Below are 19,063 nucleotides of genomic sequence, written 5' to 3' on the forward strand. Positions count from 1 at the left end.
TTGAGCAGTGCTCCGAAGGAGCACAGGGATGTAGCCACGGGTAGAGATGAGCCCGGTGCATACCGGCCGAAGCGCCACCCGTGGATAGTTTTCAGGTGTGGCGAAGGCTCTGCCCCTGCCCCTGCGGGGCAGAGGGGTACAGTCGCATGATCTTGTCCCACGGGTTGCGCTGCGCTTCACCCGTGGCTACATTCGTTTAGCCCCTTTGGGGCTGAAGACATTTACTTAGGTTACTCTCGATCGGACATCGTTAATGAGGCTTCTTGCAACTCCTTCAATGTCAGGAAAGATGCTGAATCCATCTATGCCCATCGTCACCAATCGTCGAATCACTTCTTGCTTGAGATCAGGTGGGATCAGAATTTCAGTGGTTGCATCCTTAATGTCTTTCAACATATCGCAAATCGTTTTCCAGTGATCAATAAACGGCTTTGAGGCAAAGGTAAAAATACCTTGCTGGGCTACTAGTCGCGGAAACATAGGGCCTTGAATGTCGGAACCACAGACCCAGTTACCGATATTCTTCAGATCGCAGGACTCGATTAAGGAGCTATAAAAAGTTGCAATTGCCCGACCATCAGCGCGACGTTCAATGGTACTGAGAGATCTAATTGCATCTCCATAATTATCCTCCATCTGTTTTTCTAGCTGCTTGTAATCGAAAACGCGTATTCTGGCACATTTTGTGTCTTTGCGGTCAGCACACTCGCAAGCAAAGTACAAAGCTACCCAAGGTGAATGCGTCCAATCAAGGAGTCGTGTGGGAGCGCCAAAGTGCCGCATAACTGCCTGGCAGTCGAAGCCGAGTTGCGAAACCATCCTTTGTTCACCTAGTGAAAGTAGCAACGTTGCTTTTCGATAGAAAAGATTGACAAGTCGTCTTTCCGTCTCAAGTCGCTTTTGAAGAAATGTCTCATCATTCAATCTAGGCTTGAAATCATCATCATCGGGGTGAAACAGACGATCGATATTTGGATAGCATGATGGAAACTCCTCCGATTCGCCCCGAAATGCATAGATTGATGGGTCTTCCCCGAAGCCACTTCGATGAAAATTCCAAAGAAGTTCGGTTAACTCTTCCCAGTTCGTTGGGTACTCCTGTTTACACGACTCGCTCATTCGATCCCTCATACTTCCTCACGCCCACGTGTCCGCTACCTTGAACGGCAGTGGATGCGAGCGCGTGCTTTGGCCGTTCGTTGATGTGCCGTTGAGGCTTGGCGCGTTGGGCGCAGGAACATCCTTCCACGACGCTGGGTAGTGGGGGTCGTCGAGCGCGAGTGCTGCCTTGGTTGGGAACATCGGGCGGAACGTGTCGCACATCACCGCGAGTTCGTTGGTATGCGTTGCGCCGAGCGATGCCTCGACGGTGCCTGGATGCGGGCCGTGCGGGATGCCCTGTGGATGGACGGAGATGGACCCGACCTCGATGCCGCGCCGGGCTTTGTAGTTGCCCTCGACGTAGTACAGGATCTCGTCGGAGTCGAGATTGGAATGGTTGTACGGGACGGGGATCGCCTGCGGATGGAAGTCGAGTACGCGCGGGCAGAAGGAGCAGATGACGAAGTTGTGCGCCTCGAACGTCTGGTGGATCGGCGGCGGCATGTGCAGCTTGCCCACGATCGGCGCGAAGTCGTCGATGTTGAACGTGTACGGGTAGTAGCAGCCGTCCCAGCCGACGATGTCGCACGGATGGTACGGATAGATGTACTTATGGACGCAGTCGCGTGCCTTGATGCGCACCTCGAACTCGCCGAGTTCATCGGTGTAGAGCGGGTTGTCCTTGTCAGCAAACGGGAGCACCAGATCACGCTCGCAGTAGGGCGAGTGCTCAAGGAACTGCCCGTTTGCTTTAGACACATAACGCGGCGGCGGACCGATGTGCGACGTGTTGCATGTCTCGAACAGCACAAACTTTCCGAATGGCATGTCTGTCTTTGTGTGGCCGCCGAACTTCTCATTGTCCGAGCCGTCGTCGGGGCGTTCATCCCATTGCATTGTGTAGATGATGCCCTTGGGGACGACGATGTAGTCCTTTGGGCCGAACTTCAGCGTGCCCATGAACGAGCGGAGCGTGCCCGAGCCGTAGTGGACGAAGAAGCACTCGTCGCCCTGACCGTTCTTGAAGTGGTAGGTCATCTGGTCGGCCGGGACGCAGGCTGACATCTCGACGTCTGCGTTGCCAAACAGGACGACGCGCCCGGTGACAGCATCGCCATGGGGTTTCATCGGGGCGGTCTTGAGATGGCGCATGCGCATGGTGTCCATCTCGACGTACTCGGGCTTCGTGCCGTACATCGTCTCCCAGCCCGAGACCTGGGTCGGCGGATGGATGTGGTACATGGTGGAGGTTGGACCGACAAACCCCTCTGTGCCGAAGAGTTCTTCAGAGTACAGGGCACCGTCTGGTCTGCGGAACTGGACGTGGCGTTTCTTCGGCAGATGGCCCATTTTCGTGTAGTATGCCATGATTGGGACTCCTCAATATGCTGGTCAGGCGTGGTCTTGGCCATCATAGGGAGGAGCAGGTGAAAAAGAGGATACGGTGGTCGTGAAATGGACAGCACGAGTGTCCACCGGGGAACACCATCTCGTCCTCTGCGGTTCGACCTTCCTCATGAAAAATCACATCACAGACCACATTGCAGACAAGGGGAGAGCAGTACATGGCACGATTGAAATGGAAGGAAACTCTGGTCGCTGGCGTCTGCGCGCTGTGCATGAGTACGCACTGTGTGGTAGCGCAACCCGAGCCGAGCCAGAACACATCAGAAACAAGACACCATGCGCATGAGCCGGATACAGTTGCACAGTCCGATTCAAAGCAGGGCGCGTCAGACAAGAAGCCGGATGCTGCGTCCGGCCCGCTCGCAAGCGAGAAGGTCGTTGAAACGCATCATTCAATAACGATTGGGACAGGTGCAAGCGCGCGCACAATCAACTATGTTGCCCAGTGCGGGTACATGGAGATGCCGAACTACAACGGCGAGCACAAGTCCAACGTGTTCTACACCGCGTACTTTGTTGAACCGGATGATGGCACTCGTGACAGTGTCTCGTGGCGTTCGAATCGACCAATTACGTTTGCATTCAACGGCGGCCCAGGGTCGTCGAGTGTGTGGCTGCACCTTGGTGCGCTGGGGCCGCGCCGTGTGGTGATGGGTGACGAGGGAGAACGTCTTCCGCCTCCGTACGTGCTTGTCGATAATGAAGCGTCCTGGCTGGACATCACCGATCTTGTGTTTATTGATCCGGTAACCACTGGATACAGCAGGCCGGTCGAGGGCGAGAATGCAAAGCAGTTTCACGGGTTGCGCGAGGACTCGCGCCACGTGGGCGATTTCATCCGATTGTATGTGACAAAGCACAACCGCTGGCCTTCACCCAAGTTCCTCGCGGGCGAGAGTTACGGCACAACACGGTGTGCAGCGCTCTCCGGATATCTGCAGGACACGTACGGGATGGATCTGAACGGCATCGTGCTGATCTCGCCGATCCTGAACTTCCAGACCGCGCGATTTGATGTGGGCAACGACACGCCGTACTGGCTGTATCTGCCGACATACACGGCAACCGCGTGGTATCACAAGAAGATCGATCCCGATCGCATCCGCGGGCTTGATGCTGTGCTGAAGGAATCAGAGGAGTTCGCGTCTGGCGAGTATCTGATCGCACTGGCGAAGGGCAGCGCACTGACACCGAGTGAGTATGACAACGTCGCGCGCAAGCTCAGCTCACTCACCGGACTCAGTGTTGACTACATCAAGCAGTGTGATCTGCGACCGGTGATCCACAACTTCACGAAGGAACTGCTCCGCGATGAGCACAGAACAGTGGGGCGTCTTGACAGCAGATATGTCGGCACCGATCGCAACAGCGTCGGCGATTCACCCGATCATGATCCCAGCATGACCGCGATTCTGGGGCCATACACCGGCGCACTGTACGAGTACGTGCGAACCGAACTGGAGTACGAGAACGATCTGGTGTATGAGATCCTGACCGGTCGTGTGCATCCGTGGAGCTACGGAAGCAACGAGAACTCGTACGTGAACGTTGGCGAGACACTTCGCAGCGCGATGACGAAGAACTCAGATCTGAAGGTGCTGGCGTGCTCGGGATATTATGATCTCGCGACGCCGTACTTCGCAATGGACTATACAGCAGATCACATGCAGCTTGATCCGTCGATCCGTCAAAATCTGACGCGGACATACTACGAGTCTGGCCATATGATGTACGTGCGCATCGAGGATCTGCACAAACTGAAGGACGACGTTGCTGCGTTCTATCAGGATACATTGAAATAACAGTTGCGATACCTGCAAACCAACAAGCCCAGGGATCGCAATCCCTGGGCTTGTTTATCTTGATCGCGGTAGATATGTATACATGTGACTACCTGCACTTGCTAAGCGAGTACTCGTTTCCGAAGCAGATATAGTCAAAGACATTCAGAGTGCCGTTGCCATCGCAGTCTGCGTACGCGTTTCCTGCAGCGTACTCATTCCCGAAGCAGATGTAATCGAAGATATTGACGCTGCCGCTGCCATCGCAATCGACGTATCCACACTCGCACCCGATGCCTCCACCAAACGCGCCCACTGCCCAGAGGGAGAATCTCGTGTTCGTCCCCGGTGTCATGGGGTCAGTATCAACAGCAATCTCTGACCCGATGATCTCGATCACCCACTCGCCAACTTCCGGGTTTTCGATAAACACATTCTCGACCGTATCTGTGTCATTCAATATTGTGCTTGCTGTGCTGAAGTTACTACCGATCAGGCCAGCATTGCCCGTATACACGGTGCCTGATGGTGAGAAAACGCGCAACGAGACATCGTTCACACGATGCTGCGCAGCACCGACAGTGCCGGGTGGATCGAGATAGACAAGTGTCACTCGAAGCTCGGGTGTGCTTGATGTTGCACACACACCAAACTGGAGTGTTTCCTGCTCGTTGAGCGGATACTCGCCGTCGATGATAAATGTCTTCTGTCGCTCGTCGTAGAGACGTTTCAGACTTGGAAGTCCCCATGACTGCGCATATCGATTGAACGATGGGCTGATGGTGGTCGGTCGCGTCGCGGTGCTGATCATTGCTGCACGTGCTGTTGATGATGTCGGGCGTGAATCAAACACGCTTGCGCCGCCGCCTGTGTTCCATACGTTCTCGTGCCACATCTGGAAGAACACACCGAACGGACCACAGATCATGGGTGTCGCTGCGGACGAGCCACCGAACACGCCGTACCCGGTGCAGCCAGCCGTCGTGTCGACGCTGTCATAAAACCCGTTGAGATCCGGCTTGATTCTGCCGTCCGTGGCTGGGCCGATAGATGATCCGCTTGCGGTGTACGTGTTTGGATCTGTGCTCTCGTTATGCTGGAAGGCGCCAGCTGTGACAATGTTCTTTGCCCAAGCCTGTGGCCGACCTTCCGCAACGGGGCCAGAGTTTCCAAGCGCCTGGCACGTGAGCAGATCGGTCTGGAAAAGCACGTCATCGGTTTCTGCGGAGATGGTTGTGTACTGTGTTGTGCGCGAACTTCCAACACTCGACGTCGAGAACACGGCGCGATATGGACCAGCAGGATCAACAAGTTCCTGCGCGATGTCGAGCGGCGTTGTTGTGCCGCCGAACTGCGAAGACTCTGTGTACTGGTAGAAGATGCCCTGCGCCTCAGGCAGATGTCCCTTGTGCATCGGACTCAAGCCCTGCGCAAACACAATCCCGTACACAGGTGTGCCATGGGTGATATTGGTTCCCGGCGATGTGCTCTGGACAACTGGCGGGAGTTTCCACTCTGGATTGGTTGTGCAGAGTCCGACATCAAACACCTGCCCATTGACACCCTGACCCGAATAGTCGAGCCCGCCGGACTGCACATCGTTGCTTCCCATGACGATGCGAGCGATGTCCATGTCGGGTCCGCCTGGTCCCCACGCGTCGATAAATGCGACCTCGTCCAAGCGGATAACAGCAAGCAGTTGAGTTGGGGTGAGTGTTGCTTCGAATCGCCGGGTGACATTATTCGGTACGTGCGCAATACCACCAATGGACTCGATAGAGTCTCTGACAACGAGCGCATCACTACTGTCGGTTCGATAGACTTCGATGGACCATCGCTGTGCCGCAGTCTCTGTTGTTGTGGTTGCAAAGTACATCGCAGCATCATCAAGCCTGTATGCAGGATGGTTTTGTCCGACCCAGCGTACATCCGTCAGTTGCCTGATGCGTGCAATCGCTTCGGGTGATGCCGAGACGACATGCACATGATCGGTAAAGAATCTGAGTATCTCACCACCTGCAGCAACGATCTGCTGCCGCTTTGCCTCTGTCGAAACACCATGCAACTGGACAAGATAGAGTGAACAGTCCGCTGGTGCCAGCAACACATGATCGACTGCTGGAAGCACGCCGTTGACCGGATCGAATGTGGCATAACGCAAGCGAACAAAGGAATCATCCGCGAATGCGCACGAACCAGTGATCGACGCAAACAAAAGTAAGCATGTGAACCTTCTCATGGTGTTCTCCCGGTGCGTGGACGTATGCATCCTACACGGTTCTGTTTTTTCGTACAATATTCTTGAGAGAAAAATACCCGGAATTCAGTCTGATTTGATAAAAAAGCACCCGCAACCAAAGAAGTTGCGGGTGCTGCAAGAGATTACTCTGAAAGAACTTACGGGCAGCCTGCCGCGTACTCGTTTCCGAAGCAGATGTAATCAAAGACGTTGAGACCGCCGCTGTTGTCACAGTCAGCATATGGATCATTCGATGCATATGCGTTCCCGAAGCAGATGTAGTCGAACACGTTCAGGGTGCCGCTGCCATCGCAGTCTGCATAACAGGCCACTCCGCACGAAACATTTCGTACTCGCACGGCATCAAGACCGGATTCGACGATCGATTGCGGATTTGAGTCATTCGCGGTGAAGCGGAGGCGCATGGTGCTGGTCGGTGCGACACCAACTGCCAGCAGATCATCACCTGTGAACGTGTGTGTTGTCCACTCCAGTCCGTTGTTTGTGTTGTGATCGACAAGCACGGTCCATGCGCCAACGCCATCGTTGTTATTCACTTCGACGCGCAGCCGGTCCGTAGAACTGTCGGTGAGATTGAGGTAGTAGTCGTAACTGCCAATGACAGCCTCACCGGACATATCGATCGTGGGTGATGTCAACTCGACTGCGCCATCATCGACATCGGTGTTGCCAGTCTGGTTCTGTGTGAGGTAGCATGAACCCGAGCCATCTGAGTCAGATTCGGGGTCGTACGCCCAACTTGGATCATTCACAGGCACGCCGCGCTGCCAGTCACCCGTCGTTGCACCGAGGTTTGCAGCAGTCCAGCCCATATTGGTCTGGAAGTTGTCATCAATTGCGACGCTCACCTGTCCAGCAACTGCTGTAAACAGTGACGCTGGCGCATTCGACGGGTCGGTCTGAACGCCACCGTTGGTTGCACCAGCACGTACGTAGTATTCGACCACAGATGTGCATGGCACGCCGGGCAGCACTGCTTGATACTGGTTGGTTCCTACCGAGTTCATCGCGACTGTGGTGAACACCCCGCCATCAACACGGTACACCAACTCGCCGGAGTTTGCCGCTGGTGTTCCGTTCAGCCCCGCAACATCGACGAGGAATGACGTCGGCTGTTGTGGTGTCAGTTCGGATGGCATACCTGCAGGATATGAGAACGACAGCAGCAGAAGTTCTGGGCAATCAATACTGTGGCTGCTGAATGCAGCGCAGATCTCGTTGTAGTTCGGCGTACCGTTTTCAAGATTCCCATCGTTGTCGTCCACGGTAAGCACTTCGATCGCGGTGCCGGGGTGTGCAGAGTTTGAACCCTGACCGCCTGATGTGATCAGATACCACGCGACGTGCAGATCGCGTGTGAGTTCAAGACCAGGCTGTGAACCATATGTCGTGCCCATGTTCTGGCGGATATCCCACCATGTGCCGCCAAGCAGCATGCCGCAGAAGTGAATAGCGCCCGAGCACGGATATTGCAGATTCTCACCAACCGGATCACGCACCACTGTGCCAGGACCATAGAACCCTCTGCCGAGGATCGGATCATCGAAGATCAGGATGGAACATGTGTCGCCAAATCCCTCACCGAACGCGCCCTGCGACAAACTACGACGATTGACCATGAAATGGCCATACTCGTGCGAGATCACGCCTGCATAACCCGAGTTCACACACCCACCGCCGGAACGGAAGAAGTTGATTGAATGACCTCCAACATTTGTATACCCAGCGTTGCACACGTCGTTGATATTGCAGTTTGCATCGATGTTGATATCGAGCGCGGTGTAGGACGGCGCACGATCTGTGATGTAGTTATGTGCAATGGTTGTATGAGCAAACACGTTGATTTGTGAAGTCAGATGTTCTGTTGGCGTCTGATTGAAGAGCAGATCTGCGTTCGGTCCAGCTGTAAATGTGCCGGATGCAGTCAGCACGCCACCGGTGCCGTTGTTGTTGATGTTCACCCATTGCCCGTTATCCAGTGATGAGTTGATGCTCACACTGCCCGTGCCACCAAACGGAATGGTGTAGTGCCCATCGGCATCTGTATACGCGCTATTACCACCCGACTGATCAACGCGCAGAATGGGAAGCGCCATCGGTTGCGGCGGATTCGTCGCAATATCGGGAAGTGTGCCGGGAGAACCATTTCCCCTGACTGTGCCCGATACATCAACCTGTTCAGGATCATAGTTGAGCACTTCCGTGCGTGTATGGAGCACCTTGCCAGTTTGTGCATCAACGAACACTGTCCACCCGTCCATGTGCTCAAGTCCATGCACAGCGGTGTCAACTGCACCCGTTGTTTTCCATGCGAGTCGTGCTTCCTCACGGATCGTTTCACCGAAGTACACAACAAGTTGTGGCTGAGTCCAGAGTGTCAGGTGTGTGAACTCGCCGATCCGGCGTGCAGCGTTAATACTCTGGGCCTCGCCAAGAACAGGTGCTGGACCATTGACGACCTCATCAGCAAGCGTGCCACTGACGTAGACAACTTCATCAATATTCCTTGGGCTGGCGACCTTGTTCAGGACCAGCACGATCAACTGCCCATGCTCAACCGGCACGCCGTTGCGAGATTGTGAGTATTGGAACGCCGTGAACTTGTCCTCCATGATCTGGACGACGTGATCGAGCGAGAGTTCGAGCTTTCCCGCGCCGAATGCGGTGTCATGCTGGGCAAGCCAAGCATTGACGGCCGCTTGCGGGGTTGCGCCAGTGGTCATGGGCTTGCCATAGAACTTGGTGTTCCATCCGTTGGAAACGGCATCATTCGCATACACGCGAACACCGGGGTACGCCGCTTGCAATGCGGTGACGGATGTCGGGTCAACTGAGTCTGCAACTGACGATGCGCAGACCCCTGCAAGTCCGGCTGCTGCAATCAGAGCGAGGCAGCGGACAGATCGGGGACGGAAGAAACCTGATGGCATGGACAACACTCACTTTCTTGGTATTAAACACATCACGCGAAAGTAACCCCACGATCCGAATGAAGCAGATGCCTGCACTTTTCAGTACAGGCATCCATAAAAAATCGTATCTCAGCCTCAACTCGATGAGGCTGTACACATGGTCATCGTGCCTGGATTACGGGCAGCCTGCAGCATATTCGTTGCCGAAGCAGATGTAATCGAAGACATTCAAACCACCACTGTTGTCGCAGTCTGCATATGGATCATTTGCTGCATATGCGTTGCCGAAACAGATGTAATCAAACACATTCAGCGAACCACTGCCATCGCAGTCGGCATAGCACGCCGATTCGCAGAGAACGCTCTGAACCTTGACTGCGTCAAGGCCTGCTTCGACGATCGACTGCGGGTTGCTGTCGTTCGCGGTGAAGCGGAAACGCATTGTTGATGTGGGGGTCACGCCGGCAGCAGTCAGGTCGTCTGCTGTGATGACGTGGGTGCGCCAGTTGAGTCCACCACTGGAATCATGGTCAACGATAACTGTCCATGCACCAGATCCGTTATTGTTGTTTGCTTCAACACGCAGACGATCGGTGGACGAGTCTGTCATGTTCAGGAAGTAATCATACGCAAACTCAACGTTGGCACCGGACATGTCCATGGTTGGTGAGGTGAGCTGCACTGAGCCATCGTCAACGTCGGTGTTGCCAGCCTGGTTGTCTGTCAGGTAGCAGGAACCTGAGCCATCAGAATCAGACTCCGGGTCGTACGCCCAACCCGGATCGTTGACAGGAACGCCGCGTTCCCAGTCGCCTGTTGTTGCGCCAAGGTTCGCTTCCGCCCAGCCGGTGTTGGTCTGGAAGTTATCGCTGAATGCAACGTTGATTCCAGTGAAGACGCTTGCCGTGGTTGATGCACTTGTGCTCGAACCGCCAGCGAGATTGGTGGCTTCAATCCAGTATGTCACTTCGCTGTAGCACGGTGCGCCGGGTATCGAACCTTCGTAGGTGTTGCCTGAGACCAACGTCATGGGCGATTGCATTGTTGCGCCGCCATCAATGCTGACGTTCAGAGTCACAGTATCAACGGCCGAGCCGCATGACTCGACATCTGCCGTCACACTCTCTGGTGTGTTTGGTGAAAGCTGCGTTGGTGTTGTGACCAGCGTTGTTGCTGGTGCGGAAGCCTCGTTCACATCGAAGATGTAGAGACCGGAGTTGATGTCACTGATGATGACAGTGCCGGATGGGAAGAACGGATACACGCTCCATGCGCCGTTGAATGAGAAGCTGCTGCTGGAATGCGTGTCATAGTTTGCGACACGAACGGGCGATGTCGGATTGCACAGATCGAAGACCTGAAGCCCGGACGTGTAGTTTGCCTGATAGAGATAGCCGTTGTGGACGTAGTTGTTGTGGTCGATCGAGGTCTCGCCGCTGGTGAACGAGCCAACATACGTTGGGTTGGTGATGTCTGAGACATCAAAGATGCGGGTGGTTGTCACATTGACCACGCCACCCTGTTCGTCGAGTTCGTCGTTCGAGTAGAACAACGTGCGATCCTCGCTCAGCCAGCCTTGATGCGTGTAGGATGCACCGGAGTAGCTTGTCGAACCAACTGTGAACATGTTGCTCTTGTTTGTCACGTCCACGATGTCAATACGGTCCTCGTTGCAGCAGTATGCGATTTCACGACCTGCGTAGGGACCTGAGGTGAAGCTGACGACCTGCGCGTCATGGCAGTAGCGTGTATTCCAGCTTCCGACGATTGTCGGGTTTGTGGGATCGGCATTTGTATCAACAGCAACGAGACCACCGTTCGAGATGTTCGCACCGACAAGATAAAGGTAACCGGAGTCAGGGTTAGCAACGATGTTGTGCGTGCTGGAATGGCCTGACTGCACCTTGTTCTGAACAAGTGTCACAGAGCCACTGTCAAGGTTTGACAGGTCGATGACTTGGATGCCTGAGCCTGCTTCACTGACACCATACGCATGTGTGCCAATGACCTTGATGTCATGCCAGCTGCTTGAGGGGCCGGGGATGACACCCACAATGACGGGATTTGACGGGTCAGTGATTTCAACAAACCCGTAGCCGCGCTGCAACCCCATGATCGCGTACTCGCGACCTGAAGGCGACACATAACCCCAGCAATCGTTGCCCGACGACGAGCCGCCAGAGAACTGATTCAGCGGCAGATGTGCCAACAGCGTGACGTTCGCGTTATCAGTAAAGTTACCATTTGCTGGCGGTGCAGCTTTGGTGCCATCAGCATTGATGTACTCGCCGTTGATAAACGCAGGCCCAGTGTACATCGGGTCACGACCAACCAGCTTGCGCCAGTCCTCATCGTGCGCGAAAGCGTCTTGAATGATGGGGAATACACCGACCGCAAAGGCTGTCGCCGCCGCGAGCAGAATACCAGGCTTGGCTGCAGAGGCCAAAAATCCAGAATGAGTGCGCATACGAACCCTTTCTTCAGAACGCGAAGAACACACCACACAACGCAGATTTCTTGCGGGTGTCTTCGCAACCATGTGATCCAGAAGGGCTGGCCAGAACGACCACCCCTTGCACCTTCGCAGGATACAGGATAATGATTCCTTTATTGATGCCAAACCCGGGTTTTTCTGAAAAAATCCAAGATTTCAGCTTCGTGTTTGCAGTCTGACAGGGTTATGATGATTCTCTGTCTCAACCAATGTCATGGGACTTCTCGGATCACCACCCGGAAAGTGTGAGAGCAATGCCGACCGATCAGGCAAGGACACCTCGTGTCGGTCAGAGCCATTCCGCGATGGCGGCTGAGCCAAACGCATGGCAGAAGATTGACGGAACAGTCACGATTCTCGTGACGCTCATTGGCTGGTCTAGTGTGCCGTTGTTCCTCAAGTTCTTTGCAGACAAGCACATCGATTTCTGGACGAGCAATGGATGGCGGTATGGGTTTTCAGCGCTGCTCTGGTTGCCAGTTATTGTGATCGGTCTGACAAACAGGACACTTCCCAAGCGGGTGTGGAAGTTGGCTCTCATTCCAGCGATGATCAATGCTGGCTCGCAGATCCTCTTTACATGGGCACATTACAAAATCAGCCCTGGACTTTTGACCTTTGGTTTGCGATCAAACATCGTGTTTGCTGCGATCGGTGCAGCCATCTTTTTCGCCGCTGAGCGCAAGGTCATCGGGATCCCTGAGTATCTGCTCGGTATCCTGCTCGTGATCCTCGGTACAACGGGGACGGTTGTGCTCGGGAGTGAGCCGCTTGTCGGCGCAACGCTTGGTGGAGTGTTACTCGCTGTGGGTGCGGGCGCGGGCTTTGCAGCGTACGCGTTGAGTGTGCGCCATTTCATGCAGGGCATCAACGCGATCCGTTCGTTCTCGGTGATCAGCCTGTACACCGCTGCCGTCATGGTCACCCTTATGGTGGTGTTCGGCGAGCAGCAGGGGATGTCCGCAATCAACAAGTTGAGCGCGTCGCAGTTTGTCTGGCTGCTCGTGTCAGCTGTCATCGGGATTGCACTTGGGCACGTGTTCTACTACCACTCGATCAATCGGCTTGGGCTTGCGATCTCTTCGGGTGTTGTGCAACTCCAACCTGTGTTCGTGTCGATCGCTTCGTTTTACTTCTATGGCGAAGTGCTGAGCATGGAGCAGTGGCAAGCGGGGTTGATCTCGGTCTTTGGTGCAGTGCTTGTGCTCTGGTGCAAGCAGCTAACGCGCCGGCGTGATCCGTGGAAGATGCATGGCATTGCATCATCGACATCCGCACGCGCTACAACTGTGAGCGATGAAGCAGTCATGATCGAGATCACAGAAACCGTGACAGACGCGTGTGCTGAAACAGCTGCATCATGATAGAAAAACGCGAGCCCAACCTTTCGATCGGGCTCGCGCAGTGCCAGTAACTTCTATGGCTTAGTAGCGGTAGTGGTTCGGCTTGTACGGCCCCTCGACAGGAATGCCGAGGTAATCAGCCTGCGATTGTGTGAGCTTGGTCAGCTTCACACCAAGATGCTGCAGATGCAGACGTGCGACCTCTTCGTCGAGGATCTTCGGTAGCACGTAGACCTTGTTCTCGTACTTGCCGTTTGAGTGGACGCACTCCTTCGCCAGTTCAATCTGCGCGATGACCTGATTCGTGAAGGATGCGCTCATCACAAAGCTCGGATGGCCTGTTGCGCAGCCGAGGTTGAGCAGTCGGCCCTCGGCGAGCACGAGGATGCTCTTGCCGCTGGGCAGTTCCCACTCGTCGAACTGCGGCTTGATATTGACCTTCTTTGAGCCGGGGATCTTCTTCAGGCCAGCCATGTCGATCTCGTTGTCGAAGTGGCCGATGTTCCCGATGATCGCCTTGTTCTTCATCTTCTGCATGTGATCAGCAGTGATGATGTCCTTGTTGCCGGTGGTGGTGACGAAGATGTCAGCCCACTCGACAACATCATCGAGTGTCTTGACCTCGATGCCTTCCATCGCTGCCTGCAGTGCGCAGATTGGGTCAATCTCCGTAACGATCACACGGCAGCCCTGTCCGCGGAGCGATTGCACGCATCCCTTGCCGACATCGCCGTATCCGCACACGACCGCGACCTTGCCCGAGAGCATGGTGTCCGTTGCACGGTTGAGACCATCGATGAGCGAGTGACGGCAGCCGTAGATATTGTCGAACTTTGACTTCGTGACCGAATCGTTCACGTTGATGCACGGGAAGAGCAGCTCGCCCTTCTCCGCCATCTGGTACATGCGATGCACGCCTGTTGTGGTCTCTTCGCTGACACCCTTGACCTTGGGCGAGACCTTCGTCCACTTGCCCGGCTCGGTTTTCTGGAGATCACGGATGAGATCAAGGATGACACCCCATTCTTCGGAGTCGTTGTTCGCATCAAACGCCGGGACGGAGCCAGCCTTTTCGAACTGGTACCCCTTGTGGAGGAGCAGTGTCGCGTCACCACCGTCGTCAACGAGCAGATCAGGACCCGAGCCATCAGGCCATGTCAGCATCTGGTTAGTGCACCACCAGTACTCTTCCAGATTCTCACCCTTCCACGCGAAGACGGATGTGCCCTTGGGATTCTCAGGCGTGCCGCCGGTCTCGGAACGACCAACAACGACTGCTGCAGCAGCGTGGTCCTGCGTCGAGAAGATGTTGCACGAGCACCAGCGGACGTTTGCGCCGAGTGCGGTGAGTGTTTCGATCAGGACCGCTGTCTGGATGGTCATGTGCAGTGAACCTGCAACCTTCAAACCCTTGAGCGGTTGGTCCTTGCCGTACTTTGCGCGAAGTGCCATCAGTCCCGGCATCTCGTGTTCTGCGAGACGGATTTCGTTCCTGCCCCATGAGGCGAGGTTGAGATCGCGAACGCGGAAATCGACTGAGCCGATCTGCGCTGCCTGTGGTGTTGCTTCTGGTGCGGTTGCTGTCGCCATGTGTGGTCACTCCGTGTGATGGTGAAAAACGGCTTGGGTGGATGGAAACGTGTATCGACAAGAATCACTCGGCTGCGCGAGCAATTGCTGTAAACAGTGGCGGGCCGGACGTTGCATCCCTGCACGGAAGCACACGCCAGATCGGAGGTGCAAAGCTTGCATCTCTGCACCATTGAGCGAAGGTCGGCTCGTCGAATCCAAGATGTTTGTGTCCCATTTGCCTGCTCATCTGCTCGCGGTTGTGTGCGACCATATCGATAACGAGCAGGAGGCCCTGGGGTTTGAGAATGCGACGAGCTTCATGCAGCGCGTCTGATGGTGAGTCCGTGTGATGGAGCACCAGCGAGAGCACTGCAACATCAACCGAGGCATCATCAACAGGAATTGCGTCCGCACTACCTTGCTTGAACACAACATTCGGATATGCAGACAGCCGAACCTTTGCACCTTCAAGCATGTGTTCAGCTTGATCTATCAGCACAACCTGCTTAACCCACGGTGCGAGCAGTTCCGCGATATTGCCGGTGCCACACCCGATATCTGCAACTGTCCAGAACGGATCAATGAGTGCAAGAAGTGATTCTGCTGCAAATGTGCCGCCAAAGAGTTCGGTGCGCACCTGGTCCCAGTGCTCACCTTCGCGACCAAAGTATGTTGCTGTATCGACCTTGCGTTCTGCAATGATCGATGCGAGTCGGTGCTGGTCGTTAGCAACGTGCGGCATCGACTGCGCAGACGCTGAAACGGTGTGCCAGAGAGCGGCTGCGTCGGTGTCGAGATCATCAACAGAGAGTGAATAGAACGTCGATGTGCCCGCAGAACGACCGTGAATCCAGCTGCCTTCTGCGAGGATCTTGAGCTGCCTGCTGACTGTGGACTGTGGGAGCTGGAGTGCCTTTGCGATTTCTCCAACCGAAACCTCAGCGCTCGCGAGCAGGCACATCAGGCGCAGCCGCGTCGGATCCGCAAGCTGCGAAAGTTTTTCGGTCAGGAGATGTGAGGCCTCAGTCTGTTTCATCCGTTTATCCGGATAAACAGTATAACCTCTGTTTCTGATGTCAAACGGGCTACTTAGCTCGGTTATTGTCTGATAACACTGATTTTTAGACCCAATGGTCCACTTTTTTATCGTAACTAGGAGTTTTACCTATTCAGACCTTGAGTTCCTATAACGAGGGAACAGTTCTTTATTGAGACATGGTATCAGTTATTAGACATGAGCATTGCTATCGGAAGTTGAATGTTCAACTGCTCGATGATGCTCACTCACTGGTCATTTGTCTTGGAGAAAGACATGAGTATGAGAGCAAAGAGAGAAGTAGGAAGCAGAAGCAGAAGCAGGAGATTGGCTGCGCTGATCGTCTGCAGTGGGCTGCCTGTTGTGGCATGTGCATCACATGCATCGGGTCTTGGAACATATCCCGATGGGCTCAAGGAAACGATTGAATCACTTTCTCCCGATTTCTATTGGCCTCTTGAGAACTCGTTCCGTTCAGAAGTGCCGAGTGGATCAAGTTCCATTGTGTTTACCGCGTATGAGGACGATGGCGCGAATGAAAAGTGGGCGAATCCTGAAACTGGTTTTATGGAGGTTGACTACCTCCCGATGATGCCAGACCACTCAACATGGGTTGAAGGCAGCACTGCATTGATCTTTGGTGAATCAGCCAATGACTTAGCTGGTGCAGAAAGATATGTTGAGTTGCTATATGGAGACTTTGGTGACGAGCCGCTCGATGCGCTTGGTATGTCGCAGAAGGATGAGTGGACACTGCACATGATTGTGTCACCCGATCCAGATCCTGCTGAGGGCACGCCATCAAGAACCATCCTGTACTTAGGAAACGATGCTGCCGATACTTCAGAAGTAAGAAACATCACTATTGAGGTGGATGTTAGCTCGTATGACACAACATTTACCGTTGTTCGAAATGGGCAATCCTATCAGAATGGCCCTCAAGTCACCCTTACGCATTCCAGCGAGACAGATCGATATTGGTTCCAGGTATTTCTCAAATACAGAACAGAGCTTGACGCATACGGTCAGCCTCAGGATCCGGCAATCGGAATAGAGCAACTCGAACTCGCTGTGTATTCAGACACGACAAGTGGTCGATCAATCGCAAACAGCAATCAGTGGATAATAGCAAACACACCAAGTGTGTTTCGATTGGGTGCGAATCACGAGAATGGAGATCCGGGATATCCATTCAACGGTGCGATCCATCATCTTGCTATCTGGAACTCGTTTCTCGATCAGGATAGTGATGAGGCAACTCTCAACGCTGCTATTGATGATGCGCCGCCTGCCCGCAGCGTCTATGTGCAGGACTGGGATGATGATCCAACGTACATCATGTGGACTGTCCCAACTGAAGTGACCACACTCACTGGCGGAGATCGCAATCTGAAAAACTGGACCGATCCGATATGGGACAGGGCCGGGGTTTACCCGATGGTGCGCTTCTTTGCGAATGACCCGTACAACTCAGGCTCCAACTACACTGCGCCATATCCATATGGAAGCGCCGTGGGTACTTCGGTTGTTCCGCCTGTTGCGATTGCTACCTCGGCGAAAGGCTGGGTAGATTACATTGATGACATGTTGATTACGTATTGCAGCGGTGATGGTGCCAAATCACTCTCGGACGGGTACAGCTTGTTTTTTCAGAACTGGGGTCGAGAAGCGCAGGGTGCTGGTGATGAGTATGTTGATCAGCCATCACTTACATCGGGTGGAACTGCGACAGTCTCTGCTCTTATACGAAACTGGCGTGATGTTCCGACCGCATGGCGATATGCTGCGGATACGACAAGTGTGGGTTTAGCTGCAAACGTATCACATCCATCGACTCCCTCTGGGCACTCGGGCTTGGACTACGACAGACATGAGCTCGATATCGCGTTTTATCGTGAGGGGATGTCGCACAACGCGTTTCGAACCCGCGAGATATTTCGTGAGTTGAAATCCCAGCTCTCAGCTGCGAGTCTTCCGGTTCCTACCCGCCTCCACTTTGACACAGAAGGAATGAGTCGTGTAGATCGGGCGGTGTATCCCGATGGCGCAAGTTGGTCGCAGCATTGGTGGACCACTGCTGCGAATGACAGTCGATTTGACAACGCGTCATACTGGGCAGCCACAACCGATACGCTTGACGATATCCTTCTTGGTACTAACTTTGATGCGTATAAAGCACCTTGGGATGCATCCGGAGATAACTATCCGTTTACAAACGCGTATCGTTCCTTCGCACGCAGGCAGTACGAGTACGCCCTGAATCAATCGCTGCTTGTTCCAGCAATGCAGGAACTCAATGAAAATATTCTCGTGAGTGAGTACAACCTCATGGCAACGAATCAGGTTGATGCGTCGGATGAAACAGAAGTTATGTACGAGGGCAAGCCGTGGATTCGGCTGGAAAGCACTCCTATCAACTATCTCGATTTCTCCGCCCCTGAGTTGTATCCGCTCAGAACCTCAAGCATTCAAACTATGACTGAGTTTCATGATTGGTGGGATACGATTGACCTCGCGTATGCAAAGCAAACCGGAAGTAGTGCAACACAAATTGAAGATGAAGATCTGGATGATCTCTTTGTTGAACGCTCTAAGCACAATGTTCAAGCAAGCTATCTCGCAGGTGGCGGGTTTGAGGGAACAGCGATTGCACCATGGATCTGTTATCCAAGAACACCGTGGGATGTAAACGGATTGCTGCCCTATGATGCACCTTATCTTGCAGAGTGGCCTGAAATAGCCCGGATTGCTGTCTTTGCCTATCGGAGAGGCACCCGCGAGTTCATCTTCTGGGGTTACAACGAGCAAGCTGAAGACGATACTTCGGTTGCAGAACTAGAGCTGATTATGAATGCTATCGAAGATGCAGCCGAGACAAACGGTTTTCTCGATGTTACCACCAGCGGTCATACAAACAGATTTACAGATGCGTTGTTTGGCGTTCCAGACGGCGTAATAGACTGTGATGATCGCACTTATTTTATGGCTCGATATGCCGAACTTGACCCAGAGGCCGACATTTGGGATAGTGTGTCGACAAATCTGATTCCAGATGGCAATGTTACTTCAGGAGACTTGGGGGCCTACCTGAATGCATTCAACGCAATTATTGCTTGTGATCCTTGAGTAACTGCTGCTGAGAGATATCCCCCTTCTC

General features: G+C 54.0%; 10 protein-coding genes. 3 read left to right on the forward strand and 7 right to left on the reverse strand.

From position 1 onward, the window contains the following. Nucleotides 1–225: 225 nt before the first annotated feature. Both H6815_11580 and H6815_11585 read right to left on the reverse strand, forming a co-directional pair. On the reverse strand, nucleotides 226–1,119 hold the full coding sequence (locus tag H6815_11580) for an FRG domain-containing protein (protein MCB9861079.1): 894 nt from the start codon (nucleotides 1,117–1,119) through the stop codon (nucleotides 226–228). 18 nt (nucleotides 1,120–1,137) lie between these two features. After that, nucleotides 1,138–2,469, reverse strand: coding sequence for a homogentisate 1,2-dioxygenase (locus tag H6815_11585; GenBank protein ID MCB9861080.1), 1,332 nt, complete (start codon nucleotides 2,467–2,469; stop codon nucleotides 1,138–1,140). A 251-nt stretch (nucleotides 2,470–2,720) separates the two neighbouring features. On the opposite strand from H6815_11585, the gene H6815_11590 reads away from it, so the two are divergent. Further along, complete coding sequence (locus H6815_11590) at nucleotides 2,721–4,310, forward strand: peptidase S10 (GenBank protein ID MCB9861081.1); 1,590 nt, start codon at nucleotides 2,721–2,723, stop codon at nucleotides 4,308–4,310. Between the two features lie 88 nt (nucleotides 4,311–4,398). Here the strand turns inward: H6815_11590 and H6815_11595 are convergent, their stop codons facing one another. The 3 genes from H6815_11595 to H6815_11605 form a co-directional block, all read right to left on the reverse strand. Next, a complete protein-coding gene (locus H6815_11595; GenBank protein MCB9861082.1) occupies nucleotides 4,399–6,528 on the reverse strand; it encodes a S8 family serine peptidase in 2,130 nt (709 codons plus the stop codon). Between the two features lie 158 nt (nucleotides 6,529–6,686). Next, entirely contained in the window at nucleotides 6,687–9,479 is a 2,793-nt protein-coding gene (locus H6815_11600; protein ID MCB9861083.1) for a hypothetical protein, read from the reverse strand. A 157-nt stretch (nucleotides 9,480–9,636) separates the two neighbouring features. Then, nucleotides 9,637–11,928, reverse strand: a complete 2,292-nt coding sequence (locus tag H6815_11605) for a choice-of-anchor B family protein (GenBank protein MCB9861084.1) — start codon at nucleotides 11,926–11,928, stop codon at nucleotides 9,637–9,639. 281 nt (nucleotides 11,929–12,209) lie between these two features. Between H6815_11605 and H6815_11610 the strand changes: the two genes are divergently transcribed. Then, complete coding sequence (locus tag H6815_11610; GenBank protein MCB9861085.1) at nucleotides 12,210–13,319, forward strand: DMT family transporter; 1,110 nt, start codon at nucleotides 12,210–12,212, stop codon at nucleotides 13,317–13,319. A gap of 60 nt (nucleotides 13,320–13,379) precedes the next feature. Here the strand turns inward: H6815_11610 and H6815_11615 are convergent, their stop codons facing one another. Both H6815_11615 and H6815_11620 read right to left on the reverse strand, forming a co-directional pair. After that, nucleotides 13,380–14,888: an adenosylhomocysteinase gene (locus H6815_11615; GenBank protein ID MCB9861086.1), complete on the reverse strand. Its 1,509-nt coding sequence runs from the start codon at nucleotides 14,886–14,888 to the stop codon at nucleotides 13,380–13,382. Nucleotides 14,889–14,952: 64 nt separating this feature from the next. Continuing rightward, nucleotides 14,953–15,906: a metalloregulator ArsR/SmtB family transcription factor gene (locus tag H6815_11620; GenBank protein MCB9861087.1), complete on the reverse strand. Its 954-nt coding sequence runs from the start codon at nucleotides 15,904–15,906 to the stop codon at nucleotides 14,953–14,955. 276 nt (nucleotides 15,907–16,182) lie between these two features. On the opposite strand from H6815_11620, the gene H6815_11625 reads away from it, so the two are divergent. Beyond that, a complete protein-coding gene (locus tag H6815_11625; GenBank protein MCB9861088.1) occupies nucleotides 16,183–19,032 on the forward strand; it encodes a hypothetical protein in 2,850 nt (949 codons plus the stop codon). Nucleotides 19,033–19,063: the final 31 nt, after the last annotated feature.

This window comes from Phycisphaeraceae bacterium, from assembly GCA_020639155.1.
GTDB lineage: Bacteria > Planctomycetota > Phycisphaerae > Phycisphaerales > UBA1924 > JACKHF01.

Excerpts from the sequence above, each read along its gene's own strand:
- H6815_11580 (MCB9861079.1), bottom strand. The coding sequence starts at position 1,119 with ATGAGCGAGTCGTGTAAACAGGAGTACCCAACGAACTGGGAAGAGTTA.
- H6815_11585 (MCB9861080.1), bottom strand. The coding sequence starts at position 2,469 with ATGGCATACTACACGAAAATGGGCCATCTGCCGAAGAAACGCCACGTC.
- H6815_11590 (MCB9861081.1), top strand. The coding sequence starts at position 2,721 with ATGAGTACGCACTGTGTGGTAGCGCAACCCGAGCCGAGCCAGAACACA.
- H6815_11595 (MCB9861082.1), bottom strand. The coding sequence starts at position 6,528 with ATGAGAAGGTTCACATGCTTACTTTTGTTTGCGTCGATCACTGGTTCG.
- H6815_11600 (MCB9861083.1), bottom strand. The coding sequence starts at position 9,479 with ATGCCATCAGGTTTCTTCCGTCCCCGATCTGTCCGCTGCCTCGCTCTG.
- H6815_11605 (MCB9861084.1), bottom strand. The coding sequence starts at position 11,928 with ATGCGCACTCATTCTGGATTTTTGGCCTCTGCAGCCAAGCCTGGTATT.
- H6815_11610 (MCB9861085.1), top strand. The coding sequence starts at position 12,210 with ATGCCGACCGATCAGGCAAGGACACCTCGTGTCGGTCAGAGCCATTCC.
- H6815_11615 (MCB9861086.1), bottom strand. The coding sequence starts at position 14,888 with ATGGCGACAGCAACCGCACCAGAAGCAACACCACAGGCAGCGCAGATC.
- H6815_11620 (MCB9861087.1), bottom strand. The coding sequence starts at position 15,906 with ATGAAACAGACTGAGGCCTCACATCTCCTGACCGAAAAACTTTCGCAG.
- H6815_11625 (MCB9861088.1), top strand. The coding sequence starts at position 16,183 with ATGAGTATGAGAGCAAAGAGAGAAGTAGGAAGCAGAAGCAGAAGCAGG.